We start from the raw sequence: 12,855 nt of genomic DNA, 5'->3' as shown, positions 1-12,855 counted from the left end.
GACTTCGAAGGGCGTGCATCATGCCGGACCGGACAGAGACCGACGGAGCAGACCGGGCCGTCGGGCCGGACGTACCGCAGGCGACGCCGCCCGCGGTACGCGTGGAGGGGCTGTGGAAGCGGTTCGGTGAGCAGACCGCGGTCGCCGGAATCGATCTGGTGCTGCCCGCGGGCAAGTTCATCGGGCTGGTGGGGCCCAACGGCGCGGGAAAGACCACCACCCTGTCCATGGTCACCGGCCTGCTCCGTCCCGACCTGGGCAGGATCGAGATCGGCGGACGCGACGTCTGGCGCGACCCGGTCGAGGTGAAGTCCCGGATCGGCGTCCTGCCCGAGGGCCTGCGGCTCTTCGAGCGGCTCTCCGGCCGCGAACTCCTCGCCTACACGGGCCGGCTGCGCGGGCTGCCGGGCGACGAGGTGGACAGCCGCGCCACCCAGCTGCTGGACGTCCTGGACCTGGCGGGCGCCCAGCACAAGCTGGTCATCGACTACTCGACCGGCATGCGGAAGAAGATCGGGCTGGCTGCCGCGCTGCTGCACAACCCCGAGGTCCTCTTCCTGGACGAGCCGTTCGAGGGCGTGGACCCGGTGTCGGCCCAGACCATCCGCGGCGTACTGGAGCGCTACACCCGCTCCGGTGCGACCGTCGTCTTCTCCAGCCATGTGATGGAACTCGTCGAGTCGCTCTGCGACTGGGTGGCCGTCATGGCGGCCGGCACCATCCGGGCCCAGGGCACCCTCGCCGAGGTCCGCGGCGACGCCGCCTCGCTGCAGAACGCCTTCCTGGAACTCGTCGGCGCGGGCGGCCGCGACACGGGTGACGCGCTGGACTGGCTCGGCGGTGCCCGATGAGCGTGCTCGACGCCCCGGCGGGAACCGGCCCCAGGACGAGCGGCACGGGCGGCTCCACGGGTCTGGTCCCCGTCTTCGCACGGCTCAAGCTCACCCTGCTGCGCAACGGGCTGCGCCAGTCGGCCGGCCGCCGGGCCGTCTACATCGCCTCCGTCGCCGCCACCCTGCTGGTCGCGGCGGGACAGCTGATCGGACTGGTCGCGCTGCGCGGCCACGCCCACGCGGACTCCCTCGTCGTCCTGCTCGCCGCGGTGCTGGCGCTCGGCTGGGCCGTGATGCCGCTCTTCTTCGCCGCCGGGGACGAGACGCTCGACCCGAGCCGCCTCGTGATGCTGCCGCTGCGGCCCCGGCCCCTGATCATCGCGCTGCTGGTGTCCTCGCTGATCGGGATCGGCCCGCTGTTCACCCTCTGCCTGGCGGCCGGTTCGGTGATCGCACTGGCCCATGGGGCGGGTGCGGCGGTGTTCGCGGTCCTGGCGGTCCCGCTGACGCTGCTGGTCTGTGTCGCGCTGGCCAGGGCCGTCGCAACGGCCAACACCCGGCTGCTGACCTCCCGCAAGGGCCGCGATCTGGCGGTGCTCAGCGGGCTCGTGATCGCGGTCGGGATCCAGGGCGTCAACTTCGGTGTGCAGAGCCTCGGCCGGGCGGGCGGCCTCTCCGCCCTCGCCCCGGCGGCGGAGGTGGTGCGCTGGCTGCCGCCCGCCTCGGCCATCGGCTCGGTCCAGTCCGCGTCCCAGGGGGCGTACGGGCGGGCCGCCGTTCAGCTGCTGCTCGCCGCGGCCGCGCTGGCCCTGCTGATGTGGCTGTGGCAGCGCAGCCTGGTGAAGCTGATGACGGCGCCGGACGGTTCGACGTCCGCCGCCGCGGACCCGGCCCGCACGAGGTCCGGCCGGGACGGCTCCGGGCTCTGGGCGCTGCTCCCCGAGGGGCGCACGGGCACGGTGATGCAGCGCAGCCTGCGGTACGTCGCGCGGGACCCGAAGACCAAGGCCGCCTGGGTGACGGCGCTGGCGATCGGGCTGATCGTGCCGCTGCTCAACGCGGTGCAGGGCACCGGGTCGGTCTACTTCGCGTGCTTCGGCGCCGGGATGCTCGGCATCCAGATGTACAACCAGTTCGGCCAGGACACCTCCGCCTTCTGGATGGTGGCCCTGACGATCTCCTCGACCCGTGACGCGTACCTCGAACTGCGGGCGCGGGCGCTGGCGTTGCTGCTGATCACGCTCCCGTACACGATCCTCGTGACGGTCGTGACGGCCGCGGTGCTCGGGGACTGGGGGGCGTTGCCGGGGGTCATGGGGCTGTCGTTCGCCCTGCTGGGCGCGATGCTGGCGACGGGTGCGATGGCCTCGGCGAACTTCCCGTACTCGATCCCGCAGGACGGCGCGTTCAAGAACGTGGCGCCCGGGCAGGCCGGGCTCGCCTGGATCTCGATCTTCGGCGGCATGGTCTCGGCGGCACTGCTGTGCTCACCCGTGATCGGTCTGACGATCTGGCTGCATCTCGCCGATGCGGAGGGATGGCTGTGGCTCCTGATGCCGGTGGGTGCCGGGTACGGAGCGCTGATCGCCTGGGCCGGGCTGCGGTTCGCGGCCCCGCGCACGGCCGAGCGACTGCCCGAGATCCTGGCGGCGGTCAGCAAGGGGTGATGGATACGGACATACGGACAGGGGTACGGGGTGCTGTCGTGCGGCGGCACCCCGCCCGCTCCTCGGGAAGGGCGGTGGCGTCCCGCCCGCCCCTCAGGGAGCCACCGGCTCCCGGTCGTCCCGGGCGTCCTCGGTGAGCTGATCGAGGAAGGGTTCCACCGCACCGCGCCAGCCCTCCGGCTGGTCGTAGTGCACGAGGTGGCCGGCGTCGGCGACCTCGGCGTACTGCCCGCGCGGCAGCACCCGGACCATCTCCTGGGCCTCCGCCCGGCCCAGCTCACCGTCCAGACCGCGGAGCACCAGCGTCGGGCATCTGACCTGCGCCAGCTCCTCCCAGTGCGCGTCGAAGACCCAGGTGGCACGGGACTCGAGCATCTGCCGGCGGGAGAAGACGGGGCGCCAGCCGTCGGCGCGCTCGGCCATCACCTCGGCGTAGAACTCACCGCGGGCCGGGTTGGGACGCTCCACCCAGGGGTCGTCCTCGCCGAACCACTTCCGCACGTCGGCCAGGGTCGCGAACGGAACCGGCCAGGACTTGAACCAGTCCTCCCACTCCCGCTGCGAGGCCGCGCCGAGCGCGGAGGCCCGCATGTCGCAGATGACCAGGGCCCGGACGAGGTCGGGGCGCTTCGCGGCCAGCTGCCACGCGGTGAGCGCTCCCATCGAATGCCCGACGAGGGTGACGGGGGCGAGACCGAGCTGCTCGATCGCCGCCTCCGCGTCCGCCACATACGCGTCACGCGTGTACGGGCCGTCCGCCGGCTTCTCGCTGCGGCCGTGCCCGCGCTGGTCGAGGCCGACGGCCCGGTGGCGCTCGGCGAGCCAGCGGGTGGTGGAGGCCCAGTGCGAGGCCCGGCCCATCAGGCCGTGGAGAAGTAAGACGCCGGGGGCGCGTTCGCTTTCCGCACGCCCCTTGGGCGGGTCCGCGAACTCCCAGGCCGCAAGGCGTACGCCGCCGGTTCCGGTCACATCGATGCGCCGCACCATATGTTCTGGCACCCCCTTCAGGTCCCTCGATCACCCTGTGGTCGCGTCAGCCAGACTATCGAACCTTTATTCGAAAACCGGGTTCCGGCACCCAACACCGCTCGTTCGAGTGACTGCTTCCAAGGATTGACGCCGGCCGCGGAGGGGAGATCTTCTCCGGGAGGCGAGTCACTCGGGGATGAGGGCTCGCGGGAACCGACCTCGAGAGCTCGGGGCTCCAGGTCGGAACAGGGGAGGACAGGCCCCGGCGCCTTGCGGCGCCGGGGCCATCCATCGTTCCGGAGCCGGTCCGCAGCGCGGTTGCGGGCACCGCGGCGCCCGTCAGCGGCGCATGCGCCGGGAGCCTTGAGAGCACCGGTCGGGAGAGCGAAGGCCGGAAGGGCGAAGGCCGGAAGGGCGAAGGCCGGAAGAGCGCCGCTCGCGCCACCGGAACGGCGTCCGCGGGCAGGGCCTGCGGCAGCGCTGAAGCCGTCTCCCGGTGCGCAGGCCCGACCTGCCAGTGCGACGGGCGCATTCCCTGCTCCCCTCCCCGACCGCGCGGCCCGGCGGCCGGCACTCTCAGGTATCCCTCAGCCACAGCCTGGCACGCGATCCGTCCGGGCGCTGCAATTCCGGACGGAAAAGAGAAACCGGGCGCCGGCGGCAACAGCCGCCGGCGCCCGGGGAGTCCTCGGTCCGGCACCCGGATCGGGCCGGGCTCAGGGGGCCCTTCCGCTCGGCACCCGGATCAGGCCGGGCCCCGAGGCCCTACCGCTTGGCCACGAACACGTGCGAGGCGACGTCGGAGTCCAGCTCCGCCGCCTCACCGCTGCTGCCGACCAGCACCCCGCCGGGCGACTGCGTCACGCTGACCACGGAACCGGGCTGCACACCCGCCCGCCGCAGCGTGTACATCAGCTGGGCGTCCGTCTGGATCGGCTCACCGATCCTGCGGACCACCACCGTCTTGCCCTCGGCGCCCGGGTCGAGCTCCGACAGGCTCACCATGCCCTCGTCCAGGAACGGGTCGGCCTCGGCCTTCTCGCCCAGCTCCTCCAGGCCCGGGATGGGATTCCCGTACGGCGACTCCGTCGGGTGGCGCAGCAGCTCCAGAACCCGCCGCTCCACCGCCTCACTCATCACGTGCTCCCAGCGGCACGCCTCGGCGTGGACCTGCTCCCACTCCAGGCCGATCACGTCGACGAGCAGGCACTCGGCGAGGCGGTGCTTGCGCATCACCCGGGTCGCCAGCCGGCGGCCCTCCTCGGTCAGCTCCAGATGCCGGTCGCCCGCGACCTGCACCAGCCCGTCGCGCTCCATGCGCGCCACCGTCTGGCTGACCGTCGGACCGCTCTGGTCCAGCCGTTCCGCAATCCGGGCGCGCATGGGGACCACGCCTTCCTCTTCGAGTTCGAGGATGGTGCGGAGATACATCTCCGTTGTGTCGATCAGTCCGGACATTCGTGCCCCTCGATGCAATCGTGCGCTGGCCCTGACCCAATTCTGACGCATAGCGCCGACAACCGTGCCTCGCCGTCCGAACGAGGTACGCGCGGGAGTGCCGCGGCGGGCCCGGCGGTATTGACATGTCACTGGTCCAGACCGCAACGTGATCGGCGGTACGGACGCCCCATGGACACCCCACACCTCGCCTGAAAGGCCCTCCTCGATGAGCGAAAGCAAGCTGGCCGGTCAGTTCTTCGACGCAGCGATCGGCCTGCTGGAGCGTGTACGCGACGAGGAGTCCGGCAACATCGCGGCCGCCGGTGCCGCGATCGCCGACACCGTCGCGGCCGGTGGCCGGCTCTTCGCGTTCGGCGCCGGGCACTCCTCGCTCGCCGCCCAGGACGTCGTCTACCGTGCGGGCGGCCTCGCCCTGATGAACCTGCTGGCCGTTCCCGGCGCCCTCGGGGTCGACGTCATGCCGGCGACCCTGGGCTCGGCGCTGGAACGGGTGGACGGCCTCGCGGGCGCGGTCCTCGACTCCAGCCCGGCGAAGGCGGGCGACGTCCTCGTGATCATCTCGCTGTCCGGGCGCAACGCGCTGCCCGTGGAGATGGCACTGAACGCGCGGGCGCTGGGCCTGAAGGTCATCGGTGTCACCTCGGTCGCGTACGCGGAGGAGACCCGCTCCCGGCACAGCTCGGGCGGGTTCCTGCGGGACCACTGCGACATCGTCCTCGACAGCAAGATCGCGATCGGCGACGCGGAGCTGGACGTCGACGGCATCGAGGCGCCGTTCGCGCCCGCGTCGACGGTGGTCACCAGTGCGGTGATGCAGGCGATGATGGCGGCCGCGGCGGAGGGTCTGCTGGAGCGGGGCGTGGAGCCGCCGCTGCTGCGGTCGGGGAACGTCGACGGTGGCCATGAGTGGAACGGCCGCGTGATGACGCAGTACGCGGACCGGATCTTCTACCGGCACTGAGCGGGGCGGCCGCGGGCGGCCGGTGCGCGGGGTGCGGAGTGTGGGGTGCGGGGATACGGGGGCCCGGTCCGTCCTCAAGCGCCGGACGGGCTGGAACCGGGCCCCTGCGGCCGAGGGGTGACCGCCCGCCCCAGCGGCGGTTCCGTCCTCAAACGCCGGACGGGCTGGAATGGCCGGACGGGCCGGGGCGGTCTGAGGGGCCGACCGCTGGGCCGGCGGGTCCGCCCGGCGTTCAAGCGCCGGACGGGCTGGGATGGCCGGACGGGCCGGGACGGGGCGGGCCGGAGTTCACCGCTCGGTGCAGGTCCACCGACGCCGCCACGCGGTCGGCCACGCTCTCCGCGTACACCGCGTCGGGGCGCTCGAAGGCGGCGCGGTGGGAGGAGCGCAGGAACGTCACCACGCCCAGGGTCCGTCCCCGGCTCCGCAGCACCACGCACAGCGCGTGCACCGAGTCGGCCGGCCATCGGCGCTCGGTCGCCCACTCCCCGCCCGCCCGAGCCGTCCCGGACCCCGCCGAGGCCCGTACCGAACCCGTGCGGTCCACCGCCTGGAGGGCCGGGTGGCCCGGTACGTACCGCAGCGGGATGCCACCGCCGGTCACCGGCAGGCACGGGCCCGGCTCGTCGGACGGCGTGGCCGCGGCCCGTACCAGCCGCTCCCCCGCCAGCAGGTCGATCAGCGCATGGTCGGCGAACCCCGCCAGCGCGTAGTCCAGCGACGACGTCGCCGCCTCCATCGGGTCCTCGCACTCGGCGGCCGTCCGCGAGGCCCGGTGCAGCTGGTTCGAGCGGAAGCGCACCCGGTCCGCCTCCTGCGCCGCCAGTTTCGCCGCCGTGACGTCCTGGAACACCCAGCCGACGCCCAGCGGCACCGGCTCCTCCGCGAGCGGCGAGGCCAGCCGCAGGAAGCCGCTGTGCCAGCAGCGCCGCCGGTCGCCCTCGCCGCCCCGCAGGGTCACCCACAGCTCGGCCGGGGCGGGCGGGGCGCCCTCGGCCAGGACGTGCTGGAGCGCGCCCTCCAGCTCCTCCACACCCTGCGCGATCAGCTCACCGAGCGGCCGCCCCAGCAGCGTCGTACGACCGCCGCCCAGGGCGCGGGCCGCGTGCGCGTTGACGACGGTCGGCCGCAGGTCCACGTCGACGAGGACCACACCCCACGACGCGTCCTCGAACAGCGCCTCGCTCAGCGCGATGGCCCGCTCCAGATCGATCTGCGCGTGGACCTCGCTGAAGGCGCAGTACACCCCGGCGGGCTTCCCGTCCGCGCCCCGCACCCCGGCCGACTGGGTGCGCACGAGCACCCGCCCGCCGTCCTTGCGCAGCAGCGCGAACTCGTGCACCTGGCGTCCGGGCCCGTCCATGACGGCCATCAGCCGCCCCTGCACCTCGCCCGCGTCCGCCCGCCGCACGGCCCACCCGGCGAACCCGGGCCGTCCGACGGCCTCCTCGGCGGACCAGCCGAGGATCCGCTCGGCCTCGCGGTTCCAGTGGGTGACGGTGCCGTCCGCGTCGAAGGCGCAGAGGGCGGCGTCCATCCCGTCGAGGAGGGCCGCCAGCAGCTCCGCCCCGGCGATCGCCCCCGGTACGGGTCCCGCAGCTGCCCCGGGCTCGCCCTCCGGACCCTCCTCGGGCCCCAGCGCGTCAGTGGTTCCACTGCTCCTGGAAGCACTCATCCCGTACCCCCCGCAGGACGTGTCCGGCATTGCTGCACGTCAGACCATTGAACTCGAACGTGACCCAGCACACAGCGACTTCACCGAAATCGGTCTCCCGATAATTCGGTTGTGCGGCCCGCGGGCCGTTCCTAAGCTGCTGCTACACGCAGAAAGGAGGTGTTCCGGAAGTGATTTCTTCTCGGACTCGTGAGGTGACTGCGGGCTGACGCCCGTTGTCGCGCTCTTTGCAGTGCAGGCCGGTCATCGGCCAATCCCAAGCAGTCACCGACCCGCAGGCTCGCCGGTAAGTCCGGCCGACCCCTCCGCAAGGAGGGACCAGAGCCTGCGGGTTTCTGCGTGTCCGGGGGTGTGCGTCACGGGCACAGCCGCTCGACGCGCCACGCGGCGTCCCCGGCCTCCCGGACGTACCGCAGCCGGTCGTGGAGGCGGTTCTCGTGGCCCTGCCAGAACTCGATCGTCTCGGGGACGACGCGGAATCCGCCCCAGTGCGGGGGCACGGGGACCTGTTCGCCCTCCGGGTAGCGGGCCGACAGATCCTCGTAGCGGTCGCTGAGCTCCTGACGTGAACCGATCACCGCCGACTGGTCGCTGGCCCAGGCGCCGAGCTGGGAGCCGTGGGGACGGGTGCGGAAGTAGGCGACCGTCTCCTCGCGGGCGACCCGGGACGCGGTGCCGGTGACGATGACCTGGCGGGCCAGGGGGTGCCAGGGGAAGAGCAGCGAGACGTGCGGGTTGGCGGCCAGTTCGCGGCCCTTGCGGGACTCGTAATTGGTGAAGAAGACGAAGCCGCGCTCGTCGTACATCTTCAGCAGCACCGTTCGGGAGGACGGCCGGCCCTCGGGGGTCGCCGTGGACACCACCATGGCGTTCGGCTCGTGGAGCATGCCGCCGGCGGCGACCTGCCGGAACCAGCGGGCGAACTGCTGCATCGGATCGGCGGCGAGACCGGCCTCGTCGAAGGCTTCGGACCGGTACTGCTCGCGCATCGCGGCCGGATCGGTGGTGGAATCGGAGGAGGAGTCTGCGGTGGGCACGGGGTCATCCTGCCGCAGCGGCCGCGTCCGCCGGACGAGGAGGTCCGCCAGCGATACGTGTGCGACGGGGAAGCCCTGTGCCGGATGTCACGCTTCCCGGTCACGTCGGAACCCGCCAGTATCTTGGGTGGGCCCTGGGGCCCGCCCGCAGCCGCCGACCGAGGGAGCCGCCTGATGTCCGACTTCGTACCCGGACTCGAAGGAGTCGTCGCGTTCGAAACGGAGATCGCCGAACCCGACAAGGAGGGCGGTTCGCTGCGGTACCGAGGCGTCGACATCGAGGATCTCGTCGGCCATGTGTCGTTCGGCAATGTGTGGGGACTGCTGGTGGACGGGGCGTTCAACCCCGGCCTGCCGCCGGCCGAACCGTTCCCGATCCCGGTGCACTCCGGTGACATCCGCGTGGACGTGCAGTCCGCGCTGGCGATGCTCGCGCCCGTGTGGGGCCTGAAGCCGCTGCTGGACATCGACGAGGAGACCGCACGGGAGGACCTGGCGCGGGCCGCCGTCATGGCGCTGTCGTACGTCGCCCAGTCCGCGCGCGGGCAGGGGCGGCCGATGGTCCCGCAGAGCGAGATCGACAAGGCGGGTTCCGTGGTCGAGCGGTTCATGATCCGCTGGCGCGGTGAGCCGGATCCCCGGCATGTGAAGGCCGTCGACGCGTACTGGACCTCGGCCGCCGAGCACGGCATGAACGCCTCGACGTTCACCGCCCGCGTCATCGCCTCGACCGGCGCCGACGTGGCCGCCGCGCTGTCCGGCGCGGTGGGCGCGATGTCGGGCCCGCTGCACGGCGGCGCACCGTCCCGCGTACTCGGCATGATCGAGGAGATCGAGCGGACCGGGGACGCCACCGCGTACGTGAAGAAGGCCCTGGACAAGGGTGAGCGGCTGATGGGCTTCGGGCACCGGGTCTACCGGGCCGAGGACCCACGGGCGCGCGTCCTGCGACGGACCGCCCAGGAGCTGGGCGCCCCGCGGTTCGAGGTGGCTCAGGCGCTGGAGAAGGCCGCGCTGGAGGAGCTGCACGCGCGGCGCCCGGACCGGGTGCTGGCGACGAACGTGGAGTTCTGGGCGGCGATCATGCTGGACTTCGCCGAGGTCCCGGCGCCCATGTTCACGTCGATGTTCACGTGTGCGCGTACGGCGGGCTGGTCGGCGCACATCCTGGAGCAGAAGCGGACGGGGCGTCTGGTGCGGCCCTCGGCGAAGTACATCGGGCCGGGGACGCGGAGTCCGCGGGAGATCGCCGGGTTCGATCAGCTGGCGGCTCTGGGGAACTGACCGAATCGGGACGGAAGTGGAGCCGAACCGCTTGCGACGGGACTAAAATGCTTGCATGGCAGTCATTCATGTACGCGAGGTTCCGGACGAAACAGTGACCACACTCAAGGTCCGCGCAGCCCGATCCGGCCAGTCGCTACAGGCGTATCTCCTCCAGCTACTGACAGGTGAGGCCGCACTATTGACCCCCGAGGAGGCCGCCGAGCAGGCCCGCGCCATAGCCGCGCGTGGACAGGTCACCGCCGACGACATCTCTGAGGCCATCGGCCAGATGCGCGAGGCCCGTGGATGACCGTCCTGGTACTGGACACATCCGCCCTGGTGGAGTTCCTCGTGGGCTCGGACGATCTTGCCGAGCGCGTCCGAGCCCACACGACAGGGTGCCGCCTGGCGGCACCGCACGCGGTGGACCTGGAATGCGTGTCGGTGCTGCGCAGGCTGGCCCACGCCAAGAAACTCCCCGAGGACGAAGCGGCCCGTGCGATCGATCTGCTCGGCCGCATGCAACTGCACCGGTACGACCACGCACCGCTGCTCCCGCGCATCTGGCAGCTACGTCACAACATGTGGCCCCATGACGCCGCCTACGTAGCCCTCGCTGAGGCCCTCGGCGCCGAACTGGTCACGGTTGACCGCAAGTTCGCCCAAACCCCCGGCCCCTATTGCGCGGTGCGCAACCTGCGCAACGACTGACACCCGACGGACCGAACGGGTGCGCCCGGCTGACGGCCGGCACCGTCGCGCGGCCCGTCCGAGGGCGCGAAGGCCGCCGCAACCAGGAGCCACGACCCGCCGAGCCGAGCCGTGCCGTACCCGTCGCATTCCTGTGGCACGCCTGTGTCATTCCCGCCTCAACCTGAGATGCGTCATGCACGTTCCGGCTGTCGCAGGAGGCAGCCCTCACTGCCAGTTAGGTCAAAATGACGCACAAGGGACGCATCATCTCCGCCGTCGCCCTCACCGCCCTGGGGCTCGGGCTCACGGCCTGCAATGACGGTGAGGACTTGCCGTCGGCACAGGACTCGCCCTCGGTATCCGCCCCGGCATCGTCCGACCCGGGCAGCGAGAGCCCGTCCCCGGACCCCAGTGACGACGCTCCCGCTCCGGCCGGTGGTGACGTCGCCGCACCGGGCACCAAGCTCAAGGTCGGTGACCGAGCGGTCCTCCCGTTCAAGTACGGGACCGAGAAGAAGGGCACCGTCGCCGTGACTGTCACGGCGATCGAGAAGGGCGTCGAGGCCGACATGGCCGCATTCGGCGCGAAGGCGAAGGGCATGACGCCGTACTACATCCGGATGAAGGTCGAGAACGTCGGCGGCACCGACCTGGCGTACTCGTCACTGAGGCTGCGCGGCCAGCTGGAAGGCGGCGCCCCCACGGGCGTCATCCTGATAGGCGACCTCCCGGGCAAGTGCGACAGCGAGTCGGCGCCGAGCGAGTTCACCACCAAGGGCGCGTCGTACGAGACCTGCTCGCTCACCGCCACGAAGACCTCACCCATCGCGGCCGCCTCGTTCGAAGAGGGTGACGCGTACAGCGACAGCCCGGTCATCTGGACCAACTGACCACCCATTCCCGCGTCCGCGCGCCGGGCATCTCGTCCTTGACGACATGCCCGGCCGACGGCCATCCGCTTCCAGGCCCCGGCATGCGGGCCCGAATGGACAGCCGCGAAGGGAATCACGCGACGAGGATCAGAGGATTTCGATGTCCTTGACCCGCGGCGGGTTGTTCGGGAACGTGATGTCGGTCCACCGGTCGATGCGCACCGAGTCGCCGTTCACGTCGTAGTAGATGAGGTCGTTGTTGCCCGTGGAAATGCGGTCGACCCACCAGCCGCCGAAGCCGGTGCGCCCCTTGTTGGCATAGCAGTCCACACTGTCCTGGCCGTCCAGGTGGGACCAGACCTTCAGGAAGTCCTCCCCGCCACGGCACTCGACGTGGTCGATGGCGGCGGCGTTGCTCATGGGCATGACCATCGTGACCGCTGCGGTGGCGGCAATGGCGAAGCCCACGGAACGGGCAGCCCTCTTCGTCTTCGAGATCACAAGTTCCCCTTGCAGTTGCTCTTGCTCGTGCTTGTGCTCGTGCTCTACGAAGATCCCGCAAGGCGGTCACGCACGGCAACCATCCGCAACTCTCAGTCCTGAAAGGGACCCTAAATGTCCAGATAGGGGTGTTGGGACCGTTTGCCCCTTCGGTGACTTTCGACCCGCCCCTACAGCTTCCCCCTGAGGACCACGGTGCGATGGCCGCCCAGCTTGCGGCCCAGGTCCCCGACGAAGCCGGAGCTGAGTTCCGCCCAGCCCCAGAACGTGAACCCGAGCTGCCCGCAGGCGTAGTAGTCGTCCTCCCAGCTCCACCGGTCGATGCCTGACGAGCCGCCGCAGGACGGGCAGTGCACGATCCCTTCGCCCCCACCCTCGGCCCAGTCGTGGAACCGCCCCTTGAAGGGCTCCCAGGCGGACTCGATGGGTTCCCACGCTTCGTCGACCAGCCGGATCTCGGTCCGGCAGAGCGGGCAGTCGGCCGCACCCGCGTCTCCCTGGCCGCTGTCGAAGACGGTACGGCCGGTCTGGACGTGGAGCCCGTTGGACCACAGGTCGACCGGGTCCGGGTCCTCGACGGCCTTGGTGAAGTGCGGGCCGGGGGCGTGACCGTACCCGTCACCGTCCAGGACGCAGTCGGTGCGCTCGGCGGCCACGATGCCTTCCGCGATCAGCCAGTCCAGGACCCGGGCCCCGAGCTCCTGCGCATCCCGCTCGGTGGCGTCGAGATCGACGACGGTCTGGAAGTAGTCACCCATGGGTTCCCCAGTGATTCAGCGGCCGACGTGTGCGGTGAAGGCCGGTACGAGATCGGCCTCGGGCACATTCTCCATCGCCGCGCCCCGCGCACCCTTCGTCTCCAGCGGGCCGTCCAGCCGGCGCACCGGGTCCGGGAGGAGCGCGCGGCGCCCTGGGGCTCA

Annotated in this window: 13 protein-coding genes; 7 read left to right on the top strand and 6 right to left on the bottom strand. The window is 71.6% G+C overall.

Translation table 11 applies throughout. From position 1 onward, the window contains the following. Positions 1-20: 20 nt before the first annotated feature. Together OG782_RS21470 and OG782_RS21465 are read left to right on the top strand one after the other, a co-directional pair. A complete protein-coding gene (locus tag OG782_RS21470; protein WP_406453350.1) occupies positions 21-851 on the top strand; it encodes an ABC transporter ATP-binding protein in 831 nt (276 codons plus the stop codon). After that, positions 848-2,500, top strand: a complete 1,653-nt coding sequence (locus tag OG782_RS21465) for a transporter (RefSeq protein WP_406453348.1) — start codon at positions 848-850, stop codon at positions 2,498-2,500. The genes OG782_RS21470 and OG782_RS21465 overlap by 4 nt, the downstream gene beginning before the upstream one ends. A 93-nt stretch (positions 2,501-2,593) precedes the next feature. Here the strand turns inward: OG782_RS21465 and OG782_RS21460 are convergent, their stop codons facing one another. Together OG782_RS21460 and OG782_RS21455 are read right to left on the bottom strand one after the other, a co-directional pair. Beyond that, positions 2,594-3,487, bottom strand: a complete 894-nt coding sequence (locus tag OG782_RS21460; RefSeq protein ID WP_406459187.1) for an alpha/beta fold hydrolase — start codon at positions 3,485-3,487, stop codon at positions 2,594-2,596. Positions 3,488-4,234: 747 nt separating this feature from the next. Further along, a complete protein-coding gene (locus OG782_RS21455) occupies positions 4,235-4,927 on the bottom strand; it encodes a metal-dependent transcriptional regulator (protein WP_406453346.1) in 693 nt (230 codons plus the stop codon). A gap of 208 nt (positions 4,928-5,135) precedes the next feature. Here OG782_RS21455 and OG782_RS21450 point away from each other — a divergent pair, with 208 nt between their 5' ends. Beyond that, positions 5,136-5,891, top strand: a complete 756-nt coding sequence (locus tag OG782_RS21450; RefSeq protein ID WP_406453344.1) for an SIS domain-containing protein — start codon at positions 5,136-5,138, stop codon at positions 5,889-5,891. Positions 5,892-6,123: 232 nt separating this feature from the next. On the opposite strand, the gene OG782_RS21445 is transcribed toward OG782_RS21450, so the two are convergent. Further along, complete coding sequence (locus OG782_RS21445; RefSeq protein ID WP_406453342.1) at positions 6,124-7,566, bottom strand: PAS domain-containing protein; 1,443 nt, start codon at positions 7,564-7,566, stop codon at positions 6,124-6,126. Positions 7,567-7,922: 356 nt separating this feature from the next. Next, on the bottom strand, positions 7,923-8,555 hold the full coding sequence (gene pdxH, locus OG782_RS21440) for a pyridoxamine 5'-phosphate oxidase (RefSeq protein ID WP_406459185.1): 633 nt from the start codon (positions 8,553-8,555) through the stop codon (positions 7,923-7,925). 222 nt (positions 8,556-8,777) lie between these two features. On the opposite strand from pdxH, the gene OG782_RS21435 reads away from it, so the two are divergent. The 4 genes from OG782_RS21435 (at position 8,778) to OG782_RS21420 (ending at position 11,452) form a co-directional block, all read left to right on the top strand. Then, positions 8,778-9,887: a citrate synthase 2 gene (locus OG782_RS21435; protein ID WP_406453340.1), complete on the top strand. Its 1,110-nt coding sequence runs from the start codon at positions 8,778-8,780 to the stop codon at positions 9,885-9,887. A 55-nt stretch (positions 9,888-9,942) separates the two neighbouring features. Beyond that, positions 9,943-10,179 (top strand): FitA-like ribbon-helix-helix domain-containing protein, encoded by a 237-nt coding sequence (locus OG782_RS21430; RefSeq protein ID WP_327709548.1) that lies wholly within the window; start codon positions 9,943-9,945, stop codon positions 10,177-10,179. After that, positions 10,176-10,580, top strand: coding sequence for a type II toxin-antitoxin system VapC family toxin (locus OG782_RS21425; RefSeq protein ID WP_406453338.1), 405 nt, complete (start codon positions 10,176-10,178; stop codon positions 10,578-10,580). Before OG782_RS21430 ends, OG782_RS21425 begins: the two co-directional genes overlap by 4 nt. A gap of 227 nt (positions 10,581-10,807) precedes the next feature. After that, entirely contained in the window at positions 10,808-11,452 is a 645-nt protein-coding gene (locus OG782_RS21420) for a hypothetical protein (protein ID WP_406453336.1), read from the top strand. Positions 11,453-11,581: 129 nt separating this feature from the next. Here the strand turns inward: OG782_RS21420 and OG782_RS21415 are convergent, their stop codons facing one another. Continuing rightward, positions 11,582-11,935, bottom strand: coding sequence for a beta/gamma crystallin domain-containing protein (locus tag OG782_RS21415; protein ID WP_406453334.1), 354 nt, complete (start codon positions 11,933-11,935; stop codon positions 11,582-11,584). A 170-nt stretch (positions 11,936-12,105) separates the two neighbouring features. Further along, positions 12,106-12,693 (bottom strand): hypothetical protein, encoded by a 588-nt coding sequence (locus OG782_RS21410; protein WP_406453332.1) that lies wholly within the window; start codon positions 12,691-12,693, stop codon positions 12,106-12,108. Positions 12,694-12,855: the final 162 nt, after the last annotated feature.

The sequence above is a fragment of the Streptomyces sp. NBC_00876 genome (assembly GCF_045207435.1).
Taxonomy (GTDB): Bacteria; Actinomycetota; Actinomycetes; order Streptomycetales; family Streptomycetaceae; genus Streptomyces.
The sequence above is the reverse complement of the archived record's forward strand: the minus strand, read 5'-3'. Positions and strand labels throughout refer to the sequence as shown.

What these genes read in the sequence shown, in the direction of transcription:
- OG782_RS21470 (WP_406453350.1), top strand. Translation starts at nt 21, where the DNA reads ATGCCGGACCGGACAGAGACCGACGGAGCAGACCGGGCCGTCGGGCCG.
- OG782_RS21465 (WP_406453348.1), top strand. Translation starts at nt 848, where the DNA reads ATGAGCGTGCTCGACGCCCCGGCGGGAACCGGCCCCAGGACGAGCGGC.
- OG782_RS21460 (WP_406459187.1), bottom strand. Translation starts at nt 3,487, where the DNA reads ATGGTGCGGCGCATCGATGTGACCGGAACCGGCGGCGTACGCCTTGCG.
- OG782_RS21455 (WP_406453346.1), bottom strand. Translation starts at nt 4,927, where the DNA reads ATGTCCGGACTGATCGACACAACGGAGATGTATCTCCGCACCATCCTC.
- OG782_RS21450 (WP_406453344.1), top strand. Translation starts at nt 5,136, where the DNA reads ATGAGCGAAAGCAAGCTGGCCGGTCAGTTCTTCGACGCAGCGATCGGC.
- OG782_RS21445 (WP_406453342.1), bottom strand. Translation starts at nt 7,566, where the DNA reads ATGAGTGCTTCCAGGAGCAGTGGAACCACTGACGCGCTGGGGCCCGAG.
- pdxH (WP_406459185.1), bottom strand. Translation starts at nt 8,555, where the DNA reads ATGCGCGAGCAGTACCGGTCCGAAGCCTTCGACGAGGCCGGTCTCGCC.
- OG782_RS21435 (WP_406453340.1), top strand. Translation starts at nt 8,778, where the DNA reads ATGTCCGACTTCGTACCCGGACTCGAAGGAGTCGTCGCGTTCGAAACG.
- OG782_RS21430 (WP_327709548.1), top strand. Translation starts at nt 9,943, where the DNA reads ATGGCAGTCATTCATGTACGCGAGGTTCCGGACGAAACAGTGACCACA.
- OG782_RS21425 (WP_406453338.1), top strand. Translation starts at nt 10,176, where the DNA reads ATGACCGTCCTGGTACTGGACACATCCGCCCTGGTGGAGTTCCTCGTG.
- OG782_RS21420 (WP_406453336.1), top strand. Translation starts at nt 10,808, where the DNA reads ATGACGCACAAGGGACGCATCATCTCCGCCGTCGCCCTCACCGCCCTG.
- OG782_RS21410 (WP_406453332.1), bottom strand. Translation starts at nt 12,693, where the DNA reads ATGGGTGACTACTTCCAGACCGTCGTCGATCTCGACGCCACCGAGCGG.